This window comes from Nostoc sp. (assembly GCF_036918245.1).
GTDB lineage: Bacteria > Cyanobacteriota > Cyanobacteriia > Cyanobacteriales > Nostocaceae > Nostoc.
Genome location: NZ_JBALEF010000036.1, coordinates 192,386 through 211,166, shown reverse-complemented (window position 1 = coordinate 211,166; position 18,781 = coordinate 192,386). Strand labels below are relative to the sequence as shown.

The 18,781-nt window shown below is 41.7% G+C and carries 15 protein-coding genes and 3 pseudogenes; 6 read left to right on the top strand and 12 right to left on the bottom strand.

All coding sequences use genetic code 11. The features are described from left to right. The first annotated feature begins 324 nt into the window (after positions 1-324). The 4 genes from V7L12_RS08450 to V7L12_RS08435 all read left to right on the top strand — a co-directional run bounded on the left by V7L12_RS08450 (position 325) and on the right by V7L12_RS08435 (position 3,247). Positions 325-1,284 (top strand): protochlorophyllide reductase, encoded by a 960-nt coding sequence (locus V7L12_RS08450; RefSeq protein WP_335083814.1) that lies wholly within the window; start codon positions 325-327, stop codon positions 1,282-1,284. A gap of 148 nt (positions 1,285-1,432) precedes the next feature. Then, on the top strand, positions 1,433-1,753 hold the full coding sequence (locus V7L12_RS08445; RefSeq protein ID WP_335083812.1) for a hypothetical protein: 321 nt from the start codon (positions 1,433-1,435) through the stop codon (positions 1,751-1,753). Positions 1,754-1,864: 111 nt separating this feature from the next. Further along, positions 1,865-2,317: a DUF29 domain-containing protein gene (locus tag V7L12_RS08440; RefSeq protein WP_335083810.1), complete on the top strand. Its 453-nt coding sequence runs from the start codon at positions 1,865-1,867 to the stop codon at positions 2,315-2,317. 309 nt (positions 2,318-2,626) lie between these two features. Then, complete coding sequence (locus V7L12_RS08435) at positions 2,627-3,247, top strand: TMEM165/GDT1 family protein (RefSeq protein ID WP_335083808.1); 621 nt, start codon at positions 2,627-2,629, stop codon at positions 3,245-3,247. Between the two features lie 123 nt (positions 3,248-3,370). Here V7L12_RS08435 and V7L12_RS08430 read toward each other — a convergent pair whose 3' ends face one another. Continuing rightward, a complete protein-coding gene (locus tag V7L12_RS08430; RefSeq protein ID WP_335083806.1) occupies positions 3,371-4,264 on the bottom strand; it encodes a tetratricopeptide repeat protein in 894 nt (297 codons plus the stop codon). 378 nt (positions 4,265-4,642) lie between these two features. Here V7L12_RS08430 and V7L12_RS08425 point away from each other — a divergent pair, with 378 nt between their 5' ends. Continuing rightward, the gene (locus V7L12_RS08425; protein WP_335083804.1) at positions 4,643-5,668 is read left to right on the top strand and encodes a hypothetical protein; all 1,026 of its coding nucleotides are present in this window, start codon (positions 4,643-4,645) and stop codon (positions 5,666-5,668) included. A gap of 87 nt (positions 5,669-5,755) precedes the next feature. Here the strand turns inward: V7L12_RS08425 and V7L12_RS08420 are convergent, their stop codons facing one another. Beyond that, entirely contained in the window at positions 5,756-6,925 is a 1,170-nt protein-coding gene (locus V7L12_RS08420) for a homocysteine biosynthesis protein (protein ID WP_334822212.1), read from the bottom strand. Between the two features lie 620 nt (positions 6,926-7,545). On the opposite strand from V7L12_RS08420, the gene V7L12_RS08415 reads away from it, so the two are divergent. Continuing rightward, positions 7,546-7,986, top strand: a complete 441-nt coding sequence (locus V7L12_RS08415; RefSeq protein ID WP_335083802.1) for a hypothetical protein — start codon at positions 7,546-7,548, stop codon at positions 7,984-7,986. Positions 7,987-7,992: 6 nt separating this feature from the next. Here the strand turns inward: V7L12_RS08415 and V7L12_RS08410 are convergent, their stop codons facing one another. The 10 genes and pseudogenes from V7L12_RS08410 to V7L12_RS08365 form a co-directional block, all read right to left on the bottom strand. Next, positions 7,993-9,138 (bottom strand): AI-2E family transporter, encoded by a 1,146-nt coding sequence (locus tag V7L12_RS08410; protein WP_335083800.1) that lies wholly within the window; start codon positions 9,136-9,138, stop codon positions 7,993-7,995. Positions 9,139-9,228: 90 nt separating this feature from the next. Then, positions 9,229-9,420 carry a hypothetical protein gene (locus V7L12_RS08405; protein WP_335083798.1) on the bottom strand — a complete coding sequence of 64 codons (192 nt, stop codon included), beginning with the start codon at positions 9,418-9,420 and terminating at the stop codon, positions 9,229-9,231. A gap of 284 nt (positions 9,421-9,704) precedes the next feature. After that, positions 9,705-10,697: a hypothetical protein gene (locus tag V7L12_RS08400; RefSeq protein WP_335083796.1), complete on the bottom strand. Its 993-nt coding sequence runs from the start codon at positions 10,695-10,697 to the stop codon at positions 9,705-9,707. Between the two features lie 632 nt (positions 10,698-11,329). Further along, positions 11,330-11,671 (bottom strand): annotated as a pseudogene (locus V7L12_RS08395) (ATP-binding cassette domain-containing protein); the annotation flags it as partial. Between the two features lie 124 nt (positions 11,672-11,795). Then, entirely contained in the window at positions 11,796-12,356 is a 561-nt protein-coding gene (locus V7L12_RS08390; protein ID WP_335083794.1) for a Uma2 family endonuclease, read from the bottom strand. Positions 12,357-12,502: 146 nt separating this feature from the next. Then, a complete protein-coding gene (locus V7L12_RS08385) occupies positions 12,503-12,937 on the bottom strand; it encodes a hypothetical protein (protein WP_335083792.1) in 435 nt (144 codons plus the stop codon). 150 nt (positions 12,938-13,087) lie between these two features. Beyond that, positions 13,088-13,297, bottom strand: a pseudogene (locus V7L12_RS08380) (pentapeptide repeat-containing protein); the annotation flags it as partial. 65 nt (positions 13,298-13,362) lie between these two features. Further along, a pseudogene (locus V7L12_RS08375) lies at positions 13,363-15,978 on the bottom strand (NACHT domain-containing protein); the annotation flags it as partial. A gap of 370 nt (positions 15,979-16,348) precedes the next feature. Next, on the bottom strand, positions 16,349-16,627 hold the full coding sequence (locus V7L12_RS08370) for a hypothetical protein (RefSeq protein WP_335083790.1): 279 nt from the start codon (positions 16,625-16,627) through the stop codon (positions 16,349-16,351). A gap of 31 nt (positions 16,628-16,658) precedes the next feature. Beyond that, positions 16,659-18,428 carry a WD40 repeat domain-containing protein gene (locus tag V7L12_RS08365; RefSeq protein ID WP_335083788.1) on the bottom strand — a complete coding sequence of 590 codons (1,770 nt, stop codon included), beginning with the start codon at positions 18,426-18,428 and terminating at the stop codon, positions 16,659-16,661. Positions 18,429-18,781: the final 353 nt, after the last annotated feature.

The window sequence follows — 18,781 nt, the reverse complement described above, 5'->3', positions numbered from 1 at the left end:
TGACTATGATATACCTTATATGATTAGGAAACGCTATATAATTTTTGGCCCAGTAATAATAATATACATCTGAAAAAATACTTGAAAGCAGAAAAATTTAAGATTGTATTGATATAATTTTAAACTCTATTAGTAGATCGCAAATATTATTGTAATTATATTTTTTTAGCATTTTTTGTATAAATATATACTTTTTTATTGACGATTAGTCTCTGTTATTTGGAGTACGAGGTTAGTTCAGCCTAATGCAGCCTTGAAAAAGCTGATGACAATCATGGCTCACTGGTATGAGATCCTAGAGACAGTCAATGCACGCTGAACAGAATGGAACAACATCAGAAACCAACGGTTGTAATTACGGGTGCCTCTTCGGGGGTGGGTTTATATGCTGCAAAAGCTCTTGCTGATAAAGGATGGTATGTGGTACTCGCATGTCGGGATTTAGCAAAGGCACAAAAAGCTGCTCAAGCTGTGGAAATCCCCTACAACAGTTATACCAGCATACATATTGACCTTGGCTCCTTGGAAAGTGTTCGACAGTTTGTGAAGAACTTCCGAGCCACTGGAAAGTCTTTAGACGCTTTGGTGTGCAACGCTGCAATTTATATGCCCTTAATCAAAGAGCCTTTACGCAGTCCAGAAGGTTACGAGTTAACTGTCACCACCAATCATCTGGGGCATTTCCTATTGTGCAACCTGATGCTAGAGGATCTGAAGAAGTCATTTTTAGAGCCAAGGCTCGTAATTTTAGGAACAGTCACGCACAATCCAGACGAACTGGGCGGAAAGATTCCACCGCGTCCCGACTTGGGCGATTTGCAAGGCTTTGCAGAAGGGTTTAAAGAGCCGATCGCAATGATTGATGGTAAGAAATTTGAACCAGTCAAAGCTTACAAGGACAGCAAGGTTTGCAACGTGCTAACTATGCGGGAACTGCATGAGCGCTATCACGAGTCAACCGGTATCGTCTTCAATTCTCTTTATCCGGGATGTGTTGCAGAAACGCCGCTATTTAGAAACCACTATCCCCTGTTTCAGAAAATCTTCCCATTATTCCAGAAGTATATTACTGGGGGATATGTGTCTCAGGAGTTGGCGGGAGAACGGGTTGCTGCGGTGGTTGCCGATCCTGAGTATAATCAATCCGGTGTTTATTGGAGTTGGGGAAATCGCCAGAAAAAAGATGGCAAGTCTTTTGTGCAAAAAGTCTCTCCTCAAGCCCGTGATGACGAAAAAGGCGATCGCGTGTGGGAACTAAGCGCCAAGTTGGTTGGACTTGCCTGATGATACAGGAGGTGGCGTTACCCTTGTGCATGATTCATAGATTCATTTTTTTGAATTAATTAGTATTATGTGCAGGTAAGTAAGTAATGGTTGAGGTGATTATTACGTCACCTCTGACTTTAGTAAAGTTGTAGACAAAGAAAATGATATGGCGCTTAATGATTTCAGAGCAGTATTTCTTCCTTATTGCAGTGAAAAACAACCTGATGGAAGATACGTAGTGCTTAATGGGGAATACAAGCCAGTTGGTTTTAAGACCAGGGAACACATTAAGTATGAAGAGTATCCTATTTGCGTGAAATTGAAAGGTATAGGTTCAGCAACAGCAGCAAAACTTTCTTACAAAGGTGATTCAAATACAGACACAATTTATCTATACAACAATGGTTGTGTTCCAATACACAGTGCTGAACACATGAAGAATTATCTAAAACGCCTAGAGATATTAGCAAAGCTTAAAGTTGATTAGTTAGACAATTGGCAATTACTTTAGTCCATAGGGTGCGTTACATCTTAACGCACTAATGTTAATTATAAAGATATGTGAGATATCATCTAAAGATTTCTGATGGAAACTGCTATGTCTTCCCTAAAGGCGCATTCCCAAACCCTATATGAGACTGATTACTTGCAATGGATAGAAACGACTGTAGAAAAATTGCAAAGTCAGGATTACGCAAACGTTGAATGGGAGAACCTAATTGAAGAAATTGCCGATATGGGAAGGAGTGAGCGCCGAAGTCTCAAGAGTAATCTGATTGTAATTCTGATGCATTTGCTCAAATGGCAATTTCAGCCTGACAAAAGAAGTGGTAGCTGGGAAGGAAGCATCATTGAACATCGTAGATGCGTCAAAGAAGCTCTAGATGATTCACCTAGTCTCAAATCCTATCTTGAGATAGTTTTTGCTGAGTGTTATGCACAAGCAGTTAAGCAAGCAAAAGCTGAAACTGGCTTGTCAATGGAATCCTTTCCTCTGAACTGTCCATACCAGCTAGCAGAAGTCACAGATGATGAGTTTTTACCTCAGTAAGCACTGAATCGTTCTGTATATGCTGTTTCAGTCTAAAGTTATACTTCTCCATTCCCTACTACCTTGACTTATACATGAAAAATATGTATAATTCTGATCGCATAGAAGGGGAGTAGCTGCTGGCAAAAAACATAAAAGCCAGTACATCTGAATCAACATACTGGCGATGAGCCTGGTTCAGGTGGCAAGTAATCAATATTTGAAAGCGAGACCTTCACTAAGTTCACACCGAAAAGTGTAAACTTGGTGAGGTCTTTTGGCTCTCATCAAGCTTCACATCGGTAAACGATTCTTCAGGAGCTTGAGAGAGTGTTAACAGCTTTTACCGCAGGTTTATTACTAATTACAGTTTCAGAACTAGGTGATAAAACATTTTTTATTGCTGTAATTTTGGCAATGCACCACCCGCGGCGGCTGGTATTTATAGGTGTGACAGCTGCTCTAGCCGCGATGACAATCCTTTCGGTGATATTTGGACAAGCAGTATCTTTGTTGCCAAAAGTTTATATTCATTACGCTGAAATAGCTTTATTTATAGCCTTTGGTATCAAGCTGTTATATGATGCTAGTAAAATGTCAGCTGCTGCTTGTGATACAGAAGTTGTAGAAGAAGCTGAGGCTGCGGTGAAACAAGCAGATTTACAGTTACCAAAGCAAAAGACTTCCTTAGCAATTGTCATAGAAGCCTTTGTGTTGACATTTATGGCCGAGTGGGGCGATCGCACCCAAATTGCCACTATTGCCCTAGCAGCAGGCAATAACCCCATTGGAGTGACAATAGGTGCAATTTTAGGACATTCCATTTGTGCTGCGATCGCAGTTATCGGCGGCAAAATGATTGCCGGACGCATTTCTGAGCGTCAACTCACCCTGATTGGCGGATGCCTGTTTTTAGTCTTTGGTATTGTTGCTGCCATTGAAGGAGCGTGAAGAGAAGAAGTAGGGGAGAAATCAATTCAAAATCCAAAATTAAAGAACTTCTGCCTTCTGCCTACTGCTTCCTGCCTCCTCTTTCCCAATGCCCCATTCCCAATGCCCAATGCTCAATGCCCATTACTTAGAAGTATTTCCCAATGAAGGCACGGGAGATGAAGCAGATTTAGGAATGGGGGAAACCGTTCCTGCCTTCTTAATTTCGTCTCTGTACTTAGCAGGTGCTAAAGCTGCGGCACTATCAAATAAAGGTTTTGCATCTGCGTCTTTGCCCTGTTGTTTCAGGAGCATCGCTTTTGCCACGACGGGGCGAAAATCCTTGGGATCTTTCTTAATTGCCTGGTCATAAACAGAGCTAGCTTGAGCGTAGCGTTTCTGGGAAGCATGAACAGAACCTAACAGCACCTGCACGGCTACTATATCTACACTTCCAGGCTGAATTGTATTTGCTTGGGCTGCGTTAGAGAGGGTTTCTTGCAACAAACCAATGGCTGCTTCGGGGCGTTGCTGACTGATCAATAGAGCCACCATTCCTTGCAAAGCCTTCAAATCACCTGGTTTCGTAGATAAAATCGAGCGATAAGCTTGAGCGGCTCCTTCGCGATCGCCAATTTGCTGTTTGGCTTGAGCTAGTAACACTGAATATTCTGACTGTTCGGGATTCAGCTTGGCTAGCTTTTCTAGGGGTTCAATGACAACTTGGATATCAGCTGGTTTGACCTCGCTTTTATCTTTTTGACTCAGTAATTGCAGCCGTGCTTGTAACAGACCCTTAAGCGCAGTCTGATTTTCTGGTTCCCTTTGCAAAACCTGTTCATAACCCCGTACTTCGTCTTCCAGTTTTGATTTTTGGTCAGCGGAGGGCAAACTACCTCTGGTGTTAGCAGTATTCTGACTTGAGGGTGGCGTATTATTAAATGCTCCAATTATGGGAATCACCGAAACACCCACAAAAGCAAGAATTGCCACCGCTAAGACGACTTGAACTATCCAACGATTGCGCGGTTGAGACACAGTTTTGTCTTTCTCCTGAACTTTAATGACATTATCATTTACACAAATCGTAAAGTTAAAAATTTCCAAAACTTTGCGGAATACCGCCAATTGCCTGTGAATTTTATAACAATTAACTATCCACACTGCTAAAGTAAGTGATGACTTTAGGAGGAGCCGTCAGAATTGTAGCTATGATATGCTTCCGAAACTAGTGTAAAGCCGCTAAATTAGACATTTAGTGTTTATACATTAAATTTAGCGCCTTTAGGATTGTATAGAGTACCCTAGTGTGATTTTGTGAAAAGCCAATATACTTTCATCAGTCGCACAAATGCTCTTTCCAGCTGCCTTTGTAAAATCCCACAATGGGATGTGTCTCCGCCGCAAGGAGTTTTTATGAATTCCGACCTGATGCCGTTGCCTGAATCTTCCAATTCTCCTGCCTCTAACCAGGGCCCAACTAACGTAGAGGCAGCCGCTAATGTTCATATAGCAGCCCAGTCCTCTAAAGAAGTTGACAATTTGCCTGTCAACCCCAGCGAGACTGACTCAAATGGGAACTTGATTAATCGCCAGCAACCGATTCCGCCTCCCAGTGAACCGATGCAGTATCGAGCGATCGGGTTAGTCCGGGGTCGCTATCATGCTAGCAGCGAACAATTTACTCAAGGTACGCTGCTGACCGCAGATGGTGTAGAACTCAACGCCGTCCTCCTAGGCCGGATTATGAGCTTAGTCAAGAATCATCTAGACTTAGAAAAAGAACACTTGTGGGTAGTATATCCACGTACCAGACAAGAAAATGATACCTTGCACATCCAAATCGTCGGAGTTTGGGAGCCAGAAAATCTGGCTAAAAACTTAACAGATGAGGACGAATCGGATTTTGAGTTGCAAGAGTTAGAGACACTCGATGATGGCTTATCCGAGAACTCTGAACTAAATACAACTGCCCCCAGACCTTCATCAGAAGTTGCAGATGGTGGTTTTTCTGTTCGTGGTGAAGTAGTATACCAATCTTTTGATGCTAAAAGCTTGGTAGTTAAAATTAGGCAGGCTCCACGCAAATCAACTGACAAACCCAAGTATTTTAAATTGAAATTGAGGGGTGTGCTAACCACCAAAGCAGTGGGTAAATTCTGGGACTTCCAAGCCAAGCGGGAAGCAGACGTTTTAGTAGTAGAAAAAGCTGAGGCGATCGCTGATTTGCCCAAAAAACGCAAACCACCATTTAAAGGTGGGCCTCGTGCTGGCATTGGTGGTGCTGGTGGTAGAAAACCATTTCCCCCCAGACGCACTGGCGAAACCCCTCGTCCTATCAAGAAAACAAGTACAGGCGGCGACACCTCAGTGGTGTCAAAACCTATACCAAGAACACCTGCTCCTAAACCCATCAAGCGACCGAAGCCGACTCAAGAGTAGGGAATGGGGCACAAGAGGCAGAGGTGCGGAGGGGCAGAGGGGAAAGACTTACTGCTACTTCTTCTCCTCTACCCTCTGCTCCCCCAATCAAAAATCCGTCCGACGGTCTTGGGGTAGGAAAGATCGCTCCATCGGAATTGGAGAAACTGGTTCTGTGAGGGTAAACGTACCTGCTTCGATCCACTTTTTCAACTCTAGAGCGACTTGCCTAGAAAAAAACAAACTCGCTAAGGGGGCAGAGCGTACTGCTTTGCCCTCTATGCTGATCCGCCCAGATTTCAGTTGGGCGTAACTCACCAAACCAAAGGTGGGACGGACGCGCCGGGGAATGGAAAAATCTACTATTGGGGCTACTAAGTCTTGATCTTGGACGGCACAGTGTTCAATTACTTGTTCGTTTAATACAGGTAGTGGTACACCAACCCCTAACATTAATGAGGGGCCATAACTTTTGAAGTAACACCCCCGCACCCAATGAGCATCCATTTGCTTGGCATCACCAATTAAAGCTAAAGTGGCAGAAGGCCCAATCGGTGTACGATTAGCTAAACGCTTTTGTAAGGGGAAGTGCTGAGTGCCTTCCCAGGCGACATATCCAACACCACCGCCTAAAAAAATTCGAGTACCTATACCAACAAGTTGCAAATCGGGGTCGTTGAGTAAGGGGGAAATAGCACCGGGGTTAGAATAAACAGCATTCCCCAGACGCGGTTGTAAAGGGCCGAGATAGGTGAAGAGGGGGCGATCGCCACCATTTACACCAACAATAAAATTTTGATAAAGATTGCGCGGATTGAATAAATAAAACTGATTAATTGTGTCACTGGTAATTGTAGTTTCAAAATTTGCTCTGGGGTAACAATCTGTTACTTGTCCTTGCGCTTTTACTTGTATAGATTTACCAGCGATTAAATCTTCGATTACATGACCGCCACCACGTTCTCGCATTTCTTCCCCATCTGTCGTCTCTACAGCACAACTTGCACCCAAATATAAATCTACTGCCCCAAAACCAGAGTATGCTGGCACGCCATCTAACCAACAACGGCGAATTTTTATCGGAGGGTCAGTATGTCCCAGATTGATAATTGCACCACTTGATTCCATCGGCTCAAAAGTACCAGTGGTAATTACGTCAACTTCTTTAGTAGCTTTAGTAACACCGATTTCTACAACTCGTGCTTTTAATTCTTCAGTTGTCAACACCACTGCACGTTGGCGCTTAATTTTCTCGTTAATTTCGGCAATTGTTCGCATCTTATCAGTGCTTACGCTTCCTGGTGAGTGGGGAATGGGCAAAGACGCGATTAATCGCATCTGTACTAAGCAGTAGGGAAAAGAAATTTTCATTGCTCCTTGTAAGCGCAGATGATCCAGACCTTTGGATAATTTCATCTCGAAATACTTATCGCCAATCTCTGCGCGACAGCTTAACACCCCGAATAAGGATAAAATTCCAAAAAACAATTCAAGTATTGCAAAATTAAAATGATATATTTTTTGGGGCAAACAAGCTGCATGTATCCAAAAAAAATATTCTACGTAAAATTACTATAAACAAAGCCTTTAAATGTATGGTTATGATTAAGTTGACTTACTGAACTTAAATAATTTTACGTCAACCGAAAGAAACATTTCTGGTTTTTGTAAAGTATTCTAAGCCAACTAGTCAATCGCAAAGTGGGAGTTAATAACAGATGCTAAAAAGTTTTGAGAAAGGAGAAATTATTTAAGAGCGGTAATAGAAGCGATGTCTAAGCAAAAAGAAGCTGCTTTCTGGCGAACTTATTCTGACTTCTACCTCCTGAAAGCAATTCTACTTATTGCTATTGATTTTATTGCTACATTTGACCTGATAACGAATTGAGTAAGAGGCAATGACTACTTCTGAATTAACTAATCTTGATCAAAGAAACCAAAGTAAGATTTCTGATAGTATTGAAAATTTATCCTCTCCATCAGATGAAAAAAAGCTGTTTAAATTGAAGGTTATAGAGTATTTATTACTTGCAGCTTTTGTCTCTGCTGGACTCTTTATTATTTTTTTTTCAGATGATAAAACAGTTGAAATTTCTGGTGCAGTATCTCTAACTTTTTTGTTTTTTTTGTTGCTTATCAATAGACAAGTATCTCAGAACTATAAGCAGGCCGCTTATAAATCTGAACTCACCAAAAAAGCTGAACTCTATACTTATTTATCTCAAAAATATGAGATTCCCAACTTTTTTAATAAGTTGGGAATCTTATTGTTTTTTCACTCCAGCACTCATTATCCCAATCGCTTCAAAATTTGCAAGACTTCATATAACTCCGAGTGACTAATCTTATTTTTTCAAGATATCATCATCAATCGAGGGATTCTCATTTATATCTGGATTTTCTGCCGTCCAATTATCATCTGTTCCAGGAGATTCAGAAACTATCACAAACTCAGTCTCTTTTCTATTGTTATTCCCCCATTCATCCAAAACATCTTTAATTAACACTTCTTGCAACCAAATTTTAGCGACAACAGTTAGAGGTAGCGCTAGAAATAACCCTAAAAAGCCAAAGAAAGTCACGAAAAATAGCTGGGCAATTAAGGTTATGGCTGGCAGCAATGATACTTGATGCGCCATGACAACGGGCGTGATGAAATTACTCTCAACCTGTTGAATGATAAAGTAGAGAATCAAAACAGCGATCGCTTTCCAAGGTTCATCCAAGAAGGCGATCGCCATTGCTGGGATTACACTCAATGTTGGTCCCAAATTGGGAATCAAGTTAAAAAATCCCGCTAAAACCGCTAAAGCAAGTGCTGCCTTGACATGCAAAATTGATAAGCCAATCAGACTCATCACCCCCACTACAAAGATGGCAATGAAAGCGCCTGTAATCCATCCCTCCAAAGAGACTTCACATTTATCTAAAATCCCATCTACCCGCCGCCGATAAAATGAGGGGAAAAGCCGCACAAATACTTTGCGATAAGCTATGGGGTCGGCTAACATCATTCCTGTTAAAACCAACACTAGCAAAATCTTGAGGACGACTTCTAAAGAACCAGATACAAAAGCAAAGGAGTTTCCCAATAGCCGATTGGCGAAGGGCTGTACTTGTTGGATGAGACTATTGATATCTGGGATATAAGGAACTAACTGGTCAGGAATACGAGTTCTCAGGGCATCAAGCCAACTATTAAAGCGTCCAAACCCTTTAGGAACTTGATAGGTTAGTTCTTGAAACTGCTGGGCAAATGGCGGCACAATTAGCCAGAAAAAACCCACGACACCTGCGAAAAAGATAGCTACTGCTAGGAGGACGGCGAATCCACGCCTCATCCCAAATCTTTGAAAGCGTTTAGCTAGGCGATTTAAGGTGGTGGCTAACACAACTGCGGCAAACATCAGCAAAAGCACTTCCCGAATTTGCCACAGGATGTATAAACAAAGAAGTATGGCGATTAAGCCGATCCATTGACCCAGGTTCACAGGCTAACTCCCAACGGTTGGCGAGATGCAATTTTATTGTAATTCAGCTAGATTAGCTGATTTTAGGAACTTGTGCGTAAATGGTTTGAGTTAGTTTTGTTTTTGTGCTTGAAATCGCCACAGGAGAGCGATCGCTACGATCGCAATCGGTAACAATACTATAATCAGCGCGTTGGTTGCTGTCGCCGGAATTGGTAGACTTGGCCCTGCATACTTAATCAATACTGATAACAAAGCCGAGAGTATAAGCAGTTTCAGAATTAATCCTAGTTGATTTTCCATAAAAGTACGGCAATACAGATTTTTGTGGTACATACAAATTTGCGCTGTACCGTGTAGTTTCTAGAATAAACCCACAGATACAATCCTTGTCGTTTTCACAAAAATATAATTTCTAGGACCTGTCAGGAGCGAAGGATGTGAGGCGCGATCGCTATTGCACTTTGTTAGTGCTGTCTGAACCACAGACAGCAGATTATACACTATTAAAGCTATACAGAAAGTAACCAAAGCAGCCTTTGAGTAATTTAAATTAAGCACAAAGGAATGCAGAGTTTTACCAAACTTTATTTGCTCCGAACTGGCTCAATTCTATATTTAGCTTTAATCAACTCAGGCAATTCTATCAAAAATTTTTTCACTCTAGCTTGAATATATTTAGAATTTTTAGGTACACGTTTAGCTATATACCTTAAGAAAGCAATCTGATAGCCAAACTTATATTTAATTGCGGAAAATATATTAGACTTGACCTGGTTAGCTAAACCTTTGTCTAGATTTTTTAACTTTGATACTTCACGATGATATACGGGATGTTCTCCCCAAACGCAGGCAAAGTGTACAAGAGCAGGAGACACTACCTGATTGTATTTTTTAAAAGTAGATTGACCTGTAATCGCATCTATATTAAAAGAACCACGAAGACCGATAGGTGTTCGCATCATCTGACCATGATCTTCAAACATACTTTGATTGTGTAGCATCATAGCTAGACCAAAAATACGTTCATCATTAGGGCCATCACCACGAAATTCACTAATACCTAGCTTTTTCCAGTCCCTTGCCAATTCTAGTGCTGTTTCAAAAAATGCCTTAGCAGTATCGTTTTTTTCAAAATAATAGAGACCTCCATTAAATCTAGGTAATTTTGTGAGATTAAATCGTTTGAGTGTGTCATCTACATCAATGAACTTATCTTTATCGCCTGCTTGAAGATATACATTACCTGCCACACTAAAACTTCTGCCTTTAAAATCATCAAAAATAAAGTTAATATCCCTCACTGCTATGCAATCACTATCAATAGAAAGTGTATATTTAAATGGAGAATAATTATATATATGAAGCTTTTGTTTTACGTTAGAACCGTATTCATATTTAATATTTATAACGTAATCATAAAGTCCTAGTAAATCTTGATCTTTCTCATTATCAGTAACAATAGCACGCAGAACGTTTGGGGAATGAAGACGTAGAGAACGTGCTAATGACTTTGCCATTTCGAGATAATAAGATGCTCCGTAAGCATAGGTGATAATGCCACGTTGTGAAATAAACATTATGTTTTATTAATTAACAGTATCCAAGCTTTAGTTGTCTAGCTGCATTCTAACTTACACGCTAAAGGATAGATATCTAATAATATCAACTAAGCTTAAATTATCTATAAAGTGTCCGTAAAGTCTAGTCAAAATTTTATTTATATCTGTTTAAACAGACCTAGTTAGTTGCCTTTATAAAAATGAATATGTACAGCAATAAACAACCAATAAACAACACAGGTATCGGATTTTATATTCATCTAACCCTAAAATTAAATGTAGAAAATAGATTTTTATTACATTTATTAACTTGATATTGAAATCATTGCCAGAAACTAGCGCGATCGCTGGTAGTATACTTACTGTTAGTCTGGCTTTGCTAGTAAACACAAAGCAGTAGGCTGGGTGCGTTACAGCGTTAAGCCTAATGCACCCTTTAGTTGAGACAATTGTTACTATCTTGAAAGTATTCTTTGCTAATTGTGTCAGTAGGGAAATAATGGTTGTTTTCAACAACTACGGTATTATCGTTCTGGGCTAAAACTGTGCGGTTTTAAATTGCTTTTGGCATAATAAATAACTTTGTGATTAAAGTTTACATATATATTTTGAAACTTCCACAGTTGTAAGCACCCGGCGACTAGAAATCGCTAAAGAATCTGTCTGAACATGAGTTGGGCAAACAACCCTGGCTGATTTGCCAAATCAGTGAAACTACCTTGCTGTACTATCTTGCCAGCTTGAAGTACGTAAATTCGGTCAGCGTTTTGGATGGTACTAAGGCGATGAGCGATCGCAATTCTCCTCACTAACTGCTCTAAGCTTTGACTGACAATTGCCTGGGTTCTATTATCTAAGGCACTAGTCGCTTCATCAAATAGCAAAATCCTGGGTTTGAACGCCAACGCCCTCGCAATCAACAGCCGTTGTCGTTGTCCGCCAGAGAGATTACTACCTCCTTGACTCACCACTGTATGGATTTGCATTGCCAAGCTTCATCCATCGTTAGAGACTTTGAATTTTTCCCTGACTGCAACGGGAAGGGGGTTAGGTTTTTCGTGGATCTTTCCAGATGACCTGAAAAGTCAGAATCCAGCAACTTTACGGAACGCTTTTTTACGTCAAACTCAACCAGCCAAAAACTTGTTCAACAGTCAGTTCCAATTCGATACCCTCAAGAATGGGTAATTTATCAGCACCTTCGTATAATTCCACTCGCTGTCCAGGAAAAATCCCCAGCACACTTTCGTCTTCTGGGTTGATTAACCAGCCGAGTTCAGTACCATTGCGCGAACAATGCAATAACTTACTCAACACTTTTTTTAACCTTTGGTCTGGGGAAAGAATTTCAATTGCCCAGTCGGGATGAATTTCAAAGCGATTAACAATTCTGCCAGATGGAGTTTTAGGAATTCTATCCCAGCGAAACACAGACACATCAGGGACGATCGCAGCGCCACCAAAAGTACAGCGTAGTTCGGGTAAAGCCAAAGCAATTTTTTGCCTTTCGGTTATCTGATTGATGACATGACAAGATTCTCCCCGCAGTAGGCTATGTTCACCTTGGGGCATGGGTTTTTGAATGATTTCCCCGTTGATAAAATCTGATGCTGGCTCAGTTTCTGGCAGTTTGAGGAACTCTTCTAAAGTTAGTTGGGGTTGAGTTGCGATCGCCATAAGTGAGTGAAATAAAGGGGATGGTTTTATTATGCGCGTTAGCCAAGCTCACCGCAGGCATCGCCAAGTGACAGAGATTTTGGCAGAAAGTGCGATCATCGGCATAGCATCTTATCTTTACGTCTTTGCATGAGACTACCCCCGAATTACGAATTAGCCGAATCCTCAGTTTCCCGCAACTCCTCCAATTCCTCTGGCGTGAGGGGATTATTTCCTGACTTCAGTGCTTCTATCCAGCGTAACCGTCGCTGCTTCACATCATTTGAGTAATCAAGTGCGCCACTGTCTACAGCAGCCTGAAAGTCTTCTAATGCCCCTGCCAAGTCGCCAGTTAAAACTCTAGCCAGCCCTCGACTGTCTTGATAGTTTTTATTGTCAGGGTCTAAGGTAACAGCTTTTTCACAGATTTTGAAAACACCTTGAGCATAACCGTGTAAACAGCCAACCCAGCAAATCCTATTTTGAAATTCAGCAGAGTTTCTCAAACCAGGGTCAAATATTTGGGCTTGCTTGAAAGCTTCCTGTGCTTCTTTAATTTTGCCTTCTCTCACCCAACTGATGCCCTGACTCAAGGCAACCACAGCCCCAAAAGCTTTGTCTTGGGCTAACTCTGGAGATACGTTTACTGCTTCATGCAGCCCTATTGCATTGAGCCATTTTGTGTCACTGTTCCATACAAGTGCTTCAAGGTTGGCACGGCTGAGGTTGGCACGGCTGAGGTAGGCACGGCTGAGGTTGGCACCGATGAGGTCGGCACGGCTAAGGTTGGCACGGCTGAGGTTGGCACGGCTGAGGTTGGCACGGCTGAGGTTGGCACCGATGAGGTCGGCACCGCTGAGGTTGGCACCGCTGAGGTTGGCACCGCTGAGGTCGGCACGGCTGAGGTCGGCACGGCTAAGGTTGGCACCGATAAGGTAGGCACGGCTGAGGTTGGCGCCGATGAGGTAGGCACGGCTGAGGTTGGCACCGGGTCGGCACCGCTAAGGTTGGCACGGCTGAGGTTGGCATCGCTGAGGTCGGTACCGCTGAGGTTGGCATCGCTGAGGTCGGTACCGCTGAGGTTGGCATCGCTGAGGTTGGCACGGCTAAGGTTGGCACGGCTGAGGTCGGTACCGCTGAGGTCGGTACCGCTGAGGTTGGCATCGCTGAGAAATAGTCCTAAGTTGTCGCTAAAGGCAGAGACACTAAGGCAATGGCTATAGCCGATAATACCGAGTAAGCGTTCTGAGTCAAATTGATCGTTATTAGGTTCACCGCAGGGGTGAAAGGTAATTTTGTCTTTGAGGTCGTCTTTTGTTTGGGCATAGCGATGTAACTCTAGAAGCAAAATCATCACATTCAGCCCTGTATACACATCCACCTGACGCAATCCCAACTCAATTTCTCGCTCTGGTAATTGCTCCCGCAATTGTTTTTTCTTTATTAGAGGCAGGTTTGCATCTTCTGCATCAATAAATTCCCCATCGCACCAACGGAAGTAGAATTGCACTAATCTTTGAAAAAGTTGACACAAGCGTTCTACATCGTGAAATTCTGAACTCTCAGCCAACAACCCCATCAAATATTCCACAATCTCAGGCGTTAAATTCCCATACCCGAATAAATCGTAAATCTGCTTATCCATTACCTCCGTGGTAATAAAGTCACGTTTGCTTACCTTGGTTATCCAATCTACAAAGCTTTTGAGTAACCGTTCCGCGAATAAAAACTCGCTAAAACTCTTGTGAACAAACTCAACTGAGCCGCCTTTATCACCGGAGGCTGGTTTAATATAAAATGCCGTCAACAGGTTATTGAGTAGCTTATCTTGTTGATTTTTTTGGGAGGCATTCTCCTGTCTGGCATCCTGAATTAACTTTGCAGCTGGGTTGTTGCTGTCTTTGAGCCGTGCTTCTAACATCGTCACTCTCGCAGATTCATTCCCAGACTGCACCACACACAAAGCGGCTTCCGTGAGAAACTGCCGTAAATCCTCACTCTCTAATCCAGTCAAGCGGGAGTTATCATTCTGATTTTCACTGTCACGCTGTTTTTCTAGTACCCACTTCACCGATTCGTCATAAATGCGGATTTTTGCCTTAATACCCTCTGCGTCTGCAAACATTTGGACATTGAGACGGTTCTCTCGGTGCATCCGTGCCAGTAAATAAAGCAGTAAAGGTTCTCGTGCTAGGTTATCTTTGACTTCATTAGGGCAGGCCAGCAAAAATTCTTTAAACTCACCCTTGTTAACTTGAGCCGCAATTGCCCATTTTTCCAGCCATTTTTGCTGAAGTGAGTCATCCATTGGCTGAAGTTCGACGCGCTTCAAGCTTTTGGTTTGTGAAAGTAGCCGCTCAATTCCTTGCAGCGCTAGGGGACGACCAGTAATCAAAAACTGATGATGGCAAAGGCGGTCTTTTTGAAACTGTTCCACTTGTTCCAGAAATTCTTTCAAGCCGCCACTGGCTCGTCCTTCTAGTAATAACTCGTCAAACCCATCTAGTAAAAACAAAAACTGAGTATTTTTATCTGTCAGCCAGCCTGAATCACTGGTGACAAAATCAAGGTGTTGTAAATAGTTCTCTAAAGTATCAGTTAAGTTATCTTTTAGTACGCGCAAATCTCGCAACCGAATCAAAATTGGGGTAAAGCTAGGATGTAATTCGCGTTGTACCCAATCGGCAAACATCCGACAAAAGACACTCTTACCACGTCCGGCTTCGCCCTGAATAAACAAAACTTGTTTGTGTCTTGTATCTGGGTCATTCAGTATTCCCTTAACCCATTCTTCCAATTCAACATTTGCATTGTCTTTGGCATCCAGTTCTTTGACTTGCAAAGATACATACAAATCCCGAAATGTAATATGGGTTTCATCAAAAATGTTTTCTTCTGGCTTTGGTTTAATTACCTGTTCTAAATAATCTTCAATATTCAGATTTTTCTCTAGCTTTTCTTTTCCTCCGGCGCTATACCATTTCCAAAGTTTGTCCGCTTTCTCTCCGACTTCTACCAATGCCTCTTGCATATTTTCATCGGTGTGACGCGCCACCCTTTCAGTGAAGGTTTTTGCTTCTGCCTCGAATAATCCGGCTTCTTGCAAGCGTTGCTGTAAAATCTGATTAAATGATTCTGCTAGTTGAGATTCGTGAAAATAGAGAATAGCTTTTTTCACTTCCCGCTCATCAAATTCTTGCTCACCTAATTTCTGAATCTGCAAAGCTAAAGTCTTAGAAGCTTCACGGTTTTGATCAATTTTCTGAAGTAATTCCGAATCTTGTTTGAGAATATCCTGAAAGCTATCTATGTAGGCAGCTTGACTAACTAGTAGCACACAGTTTTCTAAACTTGGCTCTTTGTTGGTTGCATCAATAATGAACTTGAGGATGGTAATGGCGACGGGTGCAAAGGGAATCACTTCCTTGGTAATTTGACCGAGAGGAGAATTAAATACATCTAATAGCGACGAAATCTGCTCTACATAAGGTTTGAAGTTTTGAATATTGGGTTTTTGCTCTTTAATTGCTTTTGCCAAATCAAGCACGGCTTTAGCTGCTTCGGCTCCAGTCTTTGTTACCTCTACGCTTTGTCCCCAGTTCAAATCCTGAATGTTTCGCAAAAACTTCCAGAGTTTCGTCATCGCCATAGACTATTCTCCAACAGCATTAATTTGGTAAAAAGGTAGTTGTATAAAGCTTCTCGTTTGTATGCAATAGATTTTGACCTCACTTCCATTCCTCTCTCCTAAAAGGAGAGAGGCTTTGAATTTTACTCCCCAACGCTAGTAGGGAAGGGGTTGGGGGTTAGGTGTATATTGCACTTAACTGAGAACTGCTATATTACTTAACTCATAGTCAACCAGCTAAAAACTTGTTTAACTGTCAGTTCTAATTCGGTATCTGTGAATGTAGGCAACTGATAAGTTATTGTATATAATTTCACTTGCTGCCTGGAAACGCTGTTAGCAGAGTTTTAAGTTTCACACAGAGGCGCAGAGGCGCAGAGAGTTTTTAAATTTTGTTGTTCACGAGTATCAAAGACTCTCCCACGAGTATCAAAGACTCTCCGGCGAGTATCAAAGACTCTCCCACGAGTATCAAAGACTCTCCGGCGAGTATCAAAGACTCTCGCACGAGTATCAAAGACTCTCCCGCGAGTATCAAAGACTCTCTCGCGAGTATCAAAGACTCTCGCACGAGTATCAAAGACTCTCCCGCGAGTATCAAAGACTCTCCCGCGAGTATCAAAGACTCTCCCGCGAGTATTAAAGACTCATCAACAGAATTCAAAGACTGGATAATTACGAATTACGAATTACTTTTAACTTCTTTGCCAAATTTTAATCGTCTTATCCAAACTCCCGCTAACTAACATCTCACCGGATGCTGTGAAAGCTAATGCTGTGACTATATTGCCATGACCTGTAAACGTACCCAGCAATTCTCCGGTTTGTAAATGCCATAATTTGATAGTTTTATCAGCACTACCGCTAGCAATAATTTGTCCATCGGGACTTAAAGCGATCGCATATACTCTATCTCTATGCCCTTTAAGGGTATGAAGTAATTCCCCAGTCTCCAATTGCCAAACTTTAATCGTTTGATCCCAGCTACCACTCACGAGGATTTTACCATCTGCACTGATTGCTAAAGAACAAACGATGTGAGAATGACCCATGAGGGTATGCAGTGGTTGTGCATCCTTTAAACTTTTGATCCCCGTTTGGGGTAAGGTGCGCCAAACTTTGATTTTGCGGTAGCTACCTGTAACCAGAGTTTCTCCGTCTCGACTTAAAACCAGGGAATGAGCAGCTGTATCATCTAAAGAAAGTGCGATCGCTACCTGACGTTGCATCAAATCCCAAAAGAGAATTTTTCTGTCATCTCCGCCTGTCGCTAACATTCTGCCATCTGGGGTGAAAGCAGCACACCGCACTACCCCATTATGTTTGTGCAAAATATCTATCAAGTCTAAAGCGCCTACGTGCCAAAGCTTAATTGTCGAATCTGCACCGCAACTCACTAAAGTCTGTCCATCTGCACTAAAAGCTAGGGAATTCACTTCATCCACCAGCCCAGATATTACCCAAGGATACTCTGATAATGTCTCTATTAATTCACCCTTGCTTAAATCCCAGAGTTTTGTCTCTCCACGACTACCACTTGCCAATATGGGTAAGGCTTTGCCATTGTTACACCCAGAACTGAAAGCTAGGCAATTAATACCTCTGGTGTGTCCTTGCAAAGTCTGCCAGCATTCCCAGTCACCGACTATATCCTTGAGACAATGTTCTGATGGTAGAGTCTGTATTGTATGTGCGATCGCTCTTGAGTTAATTACTGGCGACGTGTCTTTTTTACCCATAAGTGATTCTAAATACCAACTCAACCCCCCTGCATATAACAAATTACTCGGAGTGACATACAATTTTGGTTCGCTAAATTCAAGTTGATTTGTAGGTAAAAATCCCGTTATTATGCTTTGCTTCTCGTAACCTAAATTACCTGTAGATGGATAAAACAAACACAGAAAAATTAATACTTGGTGATTTTTTAAATCTTCTTGAGTAACCGACCACCTAATTTTGTCTTTCTTAATACCATTAAAACTTTCTCCATCAGCAACGTAAACTTGAACACTTAGCTGAGGACGATCCTTGAGTATATAAGGAAATTTACTTTCGCCACCCAAATTCCCCTCATCATCTAAAATCATGTTTTGCAAAGTATCTTGTGACACCTTTTTTACTAACTTGCCCAAGCGTTCAGTTATTACCCTGTCAACAATATGCTCTCGTAAAAGATAATCTTGGGCTTGTTGTTGGAAGTATTTGGGAAAAGGTATCGTCCAGTCAGGAGGCTCAGGATATTCCGGCGGTGTCGGCGGCGGATTTTTGGCGAGAACTTCTGCTTGTTGGCGAGAAAGTTCTTGGAGTCTAGCCAATGGCTCGCCCCAAAAGGCCATAACTTCAGTGTGACAACCTTTAACTTGACTTTCCAGCAAAGATAAGTCATAAGTTTTAGGTTTTTTCACACGTTGAAGGAAGTCAGTTTGTTGAGCTTTAAGTAAGCTAATCCAATCCATCTGCATTCTTGCGGCAAACTATTGCATACCTACGGTAAGCTATACAAATGCAATTACTCAAGTTTATAACCTTAGTTAATTAAAAATTCAGTAATATTAACAGTCTAATAAAACACAGCCATTAACAAATGTTTCCGTGAAAGAGATAGATGGATAGCACTTAGACATTTCATGAACTGATGCGGTTGAAGTATATAGAATTAGATGATATCAGTCAATTCTAACGGAGATGGATAACGAGATACTGTTTTGCTAGAAACACTTCTAGCTGTAAAAGAAAGTTGAATTTGAGACGGATTTCAAAGATTGCAGTAACCTTAAGTTAACAAATACATACACAAAAATAACGTAGTACAGCA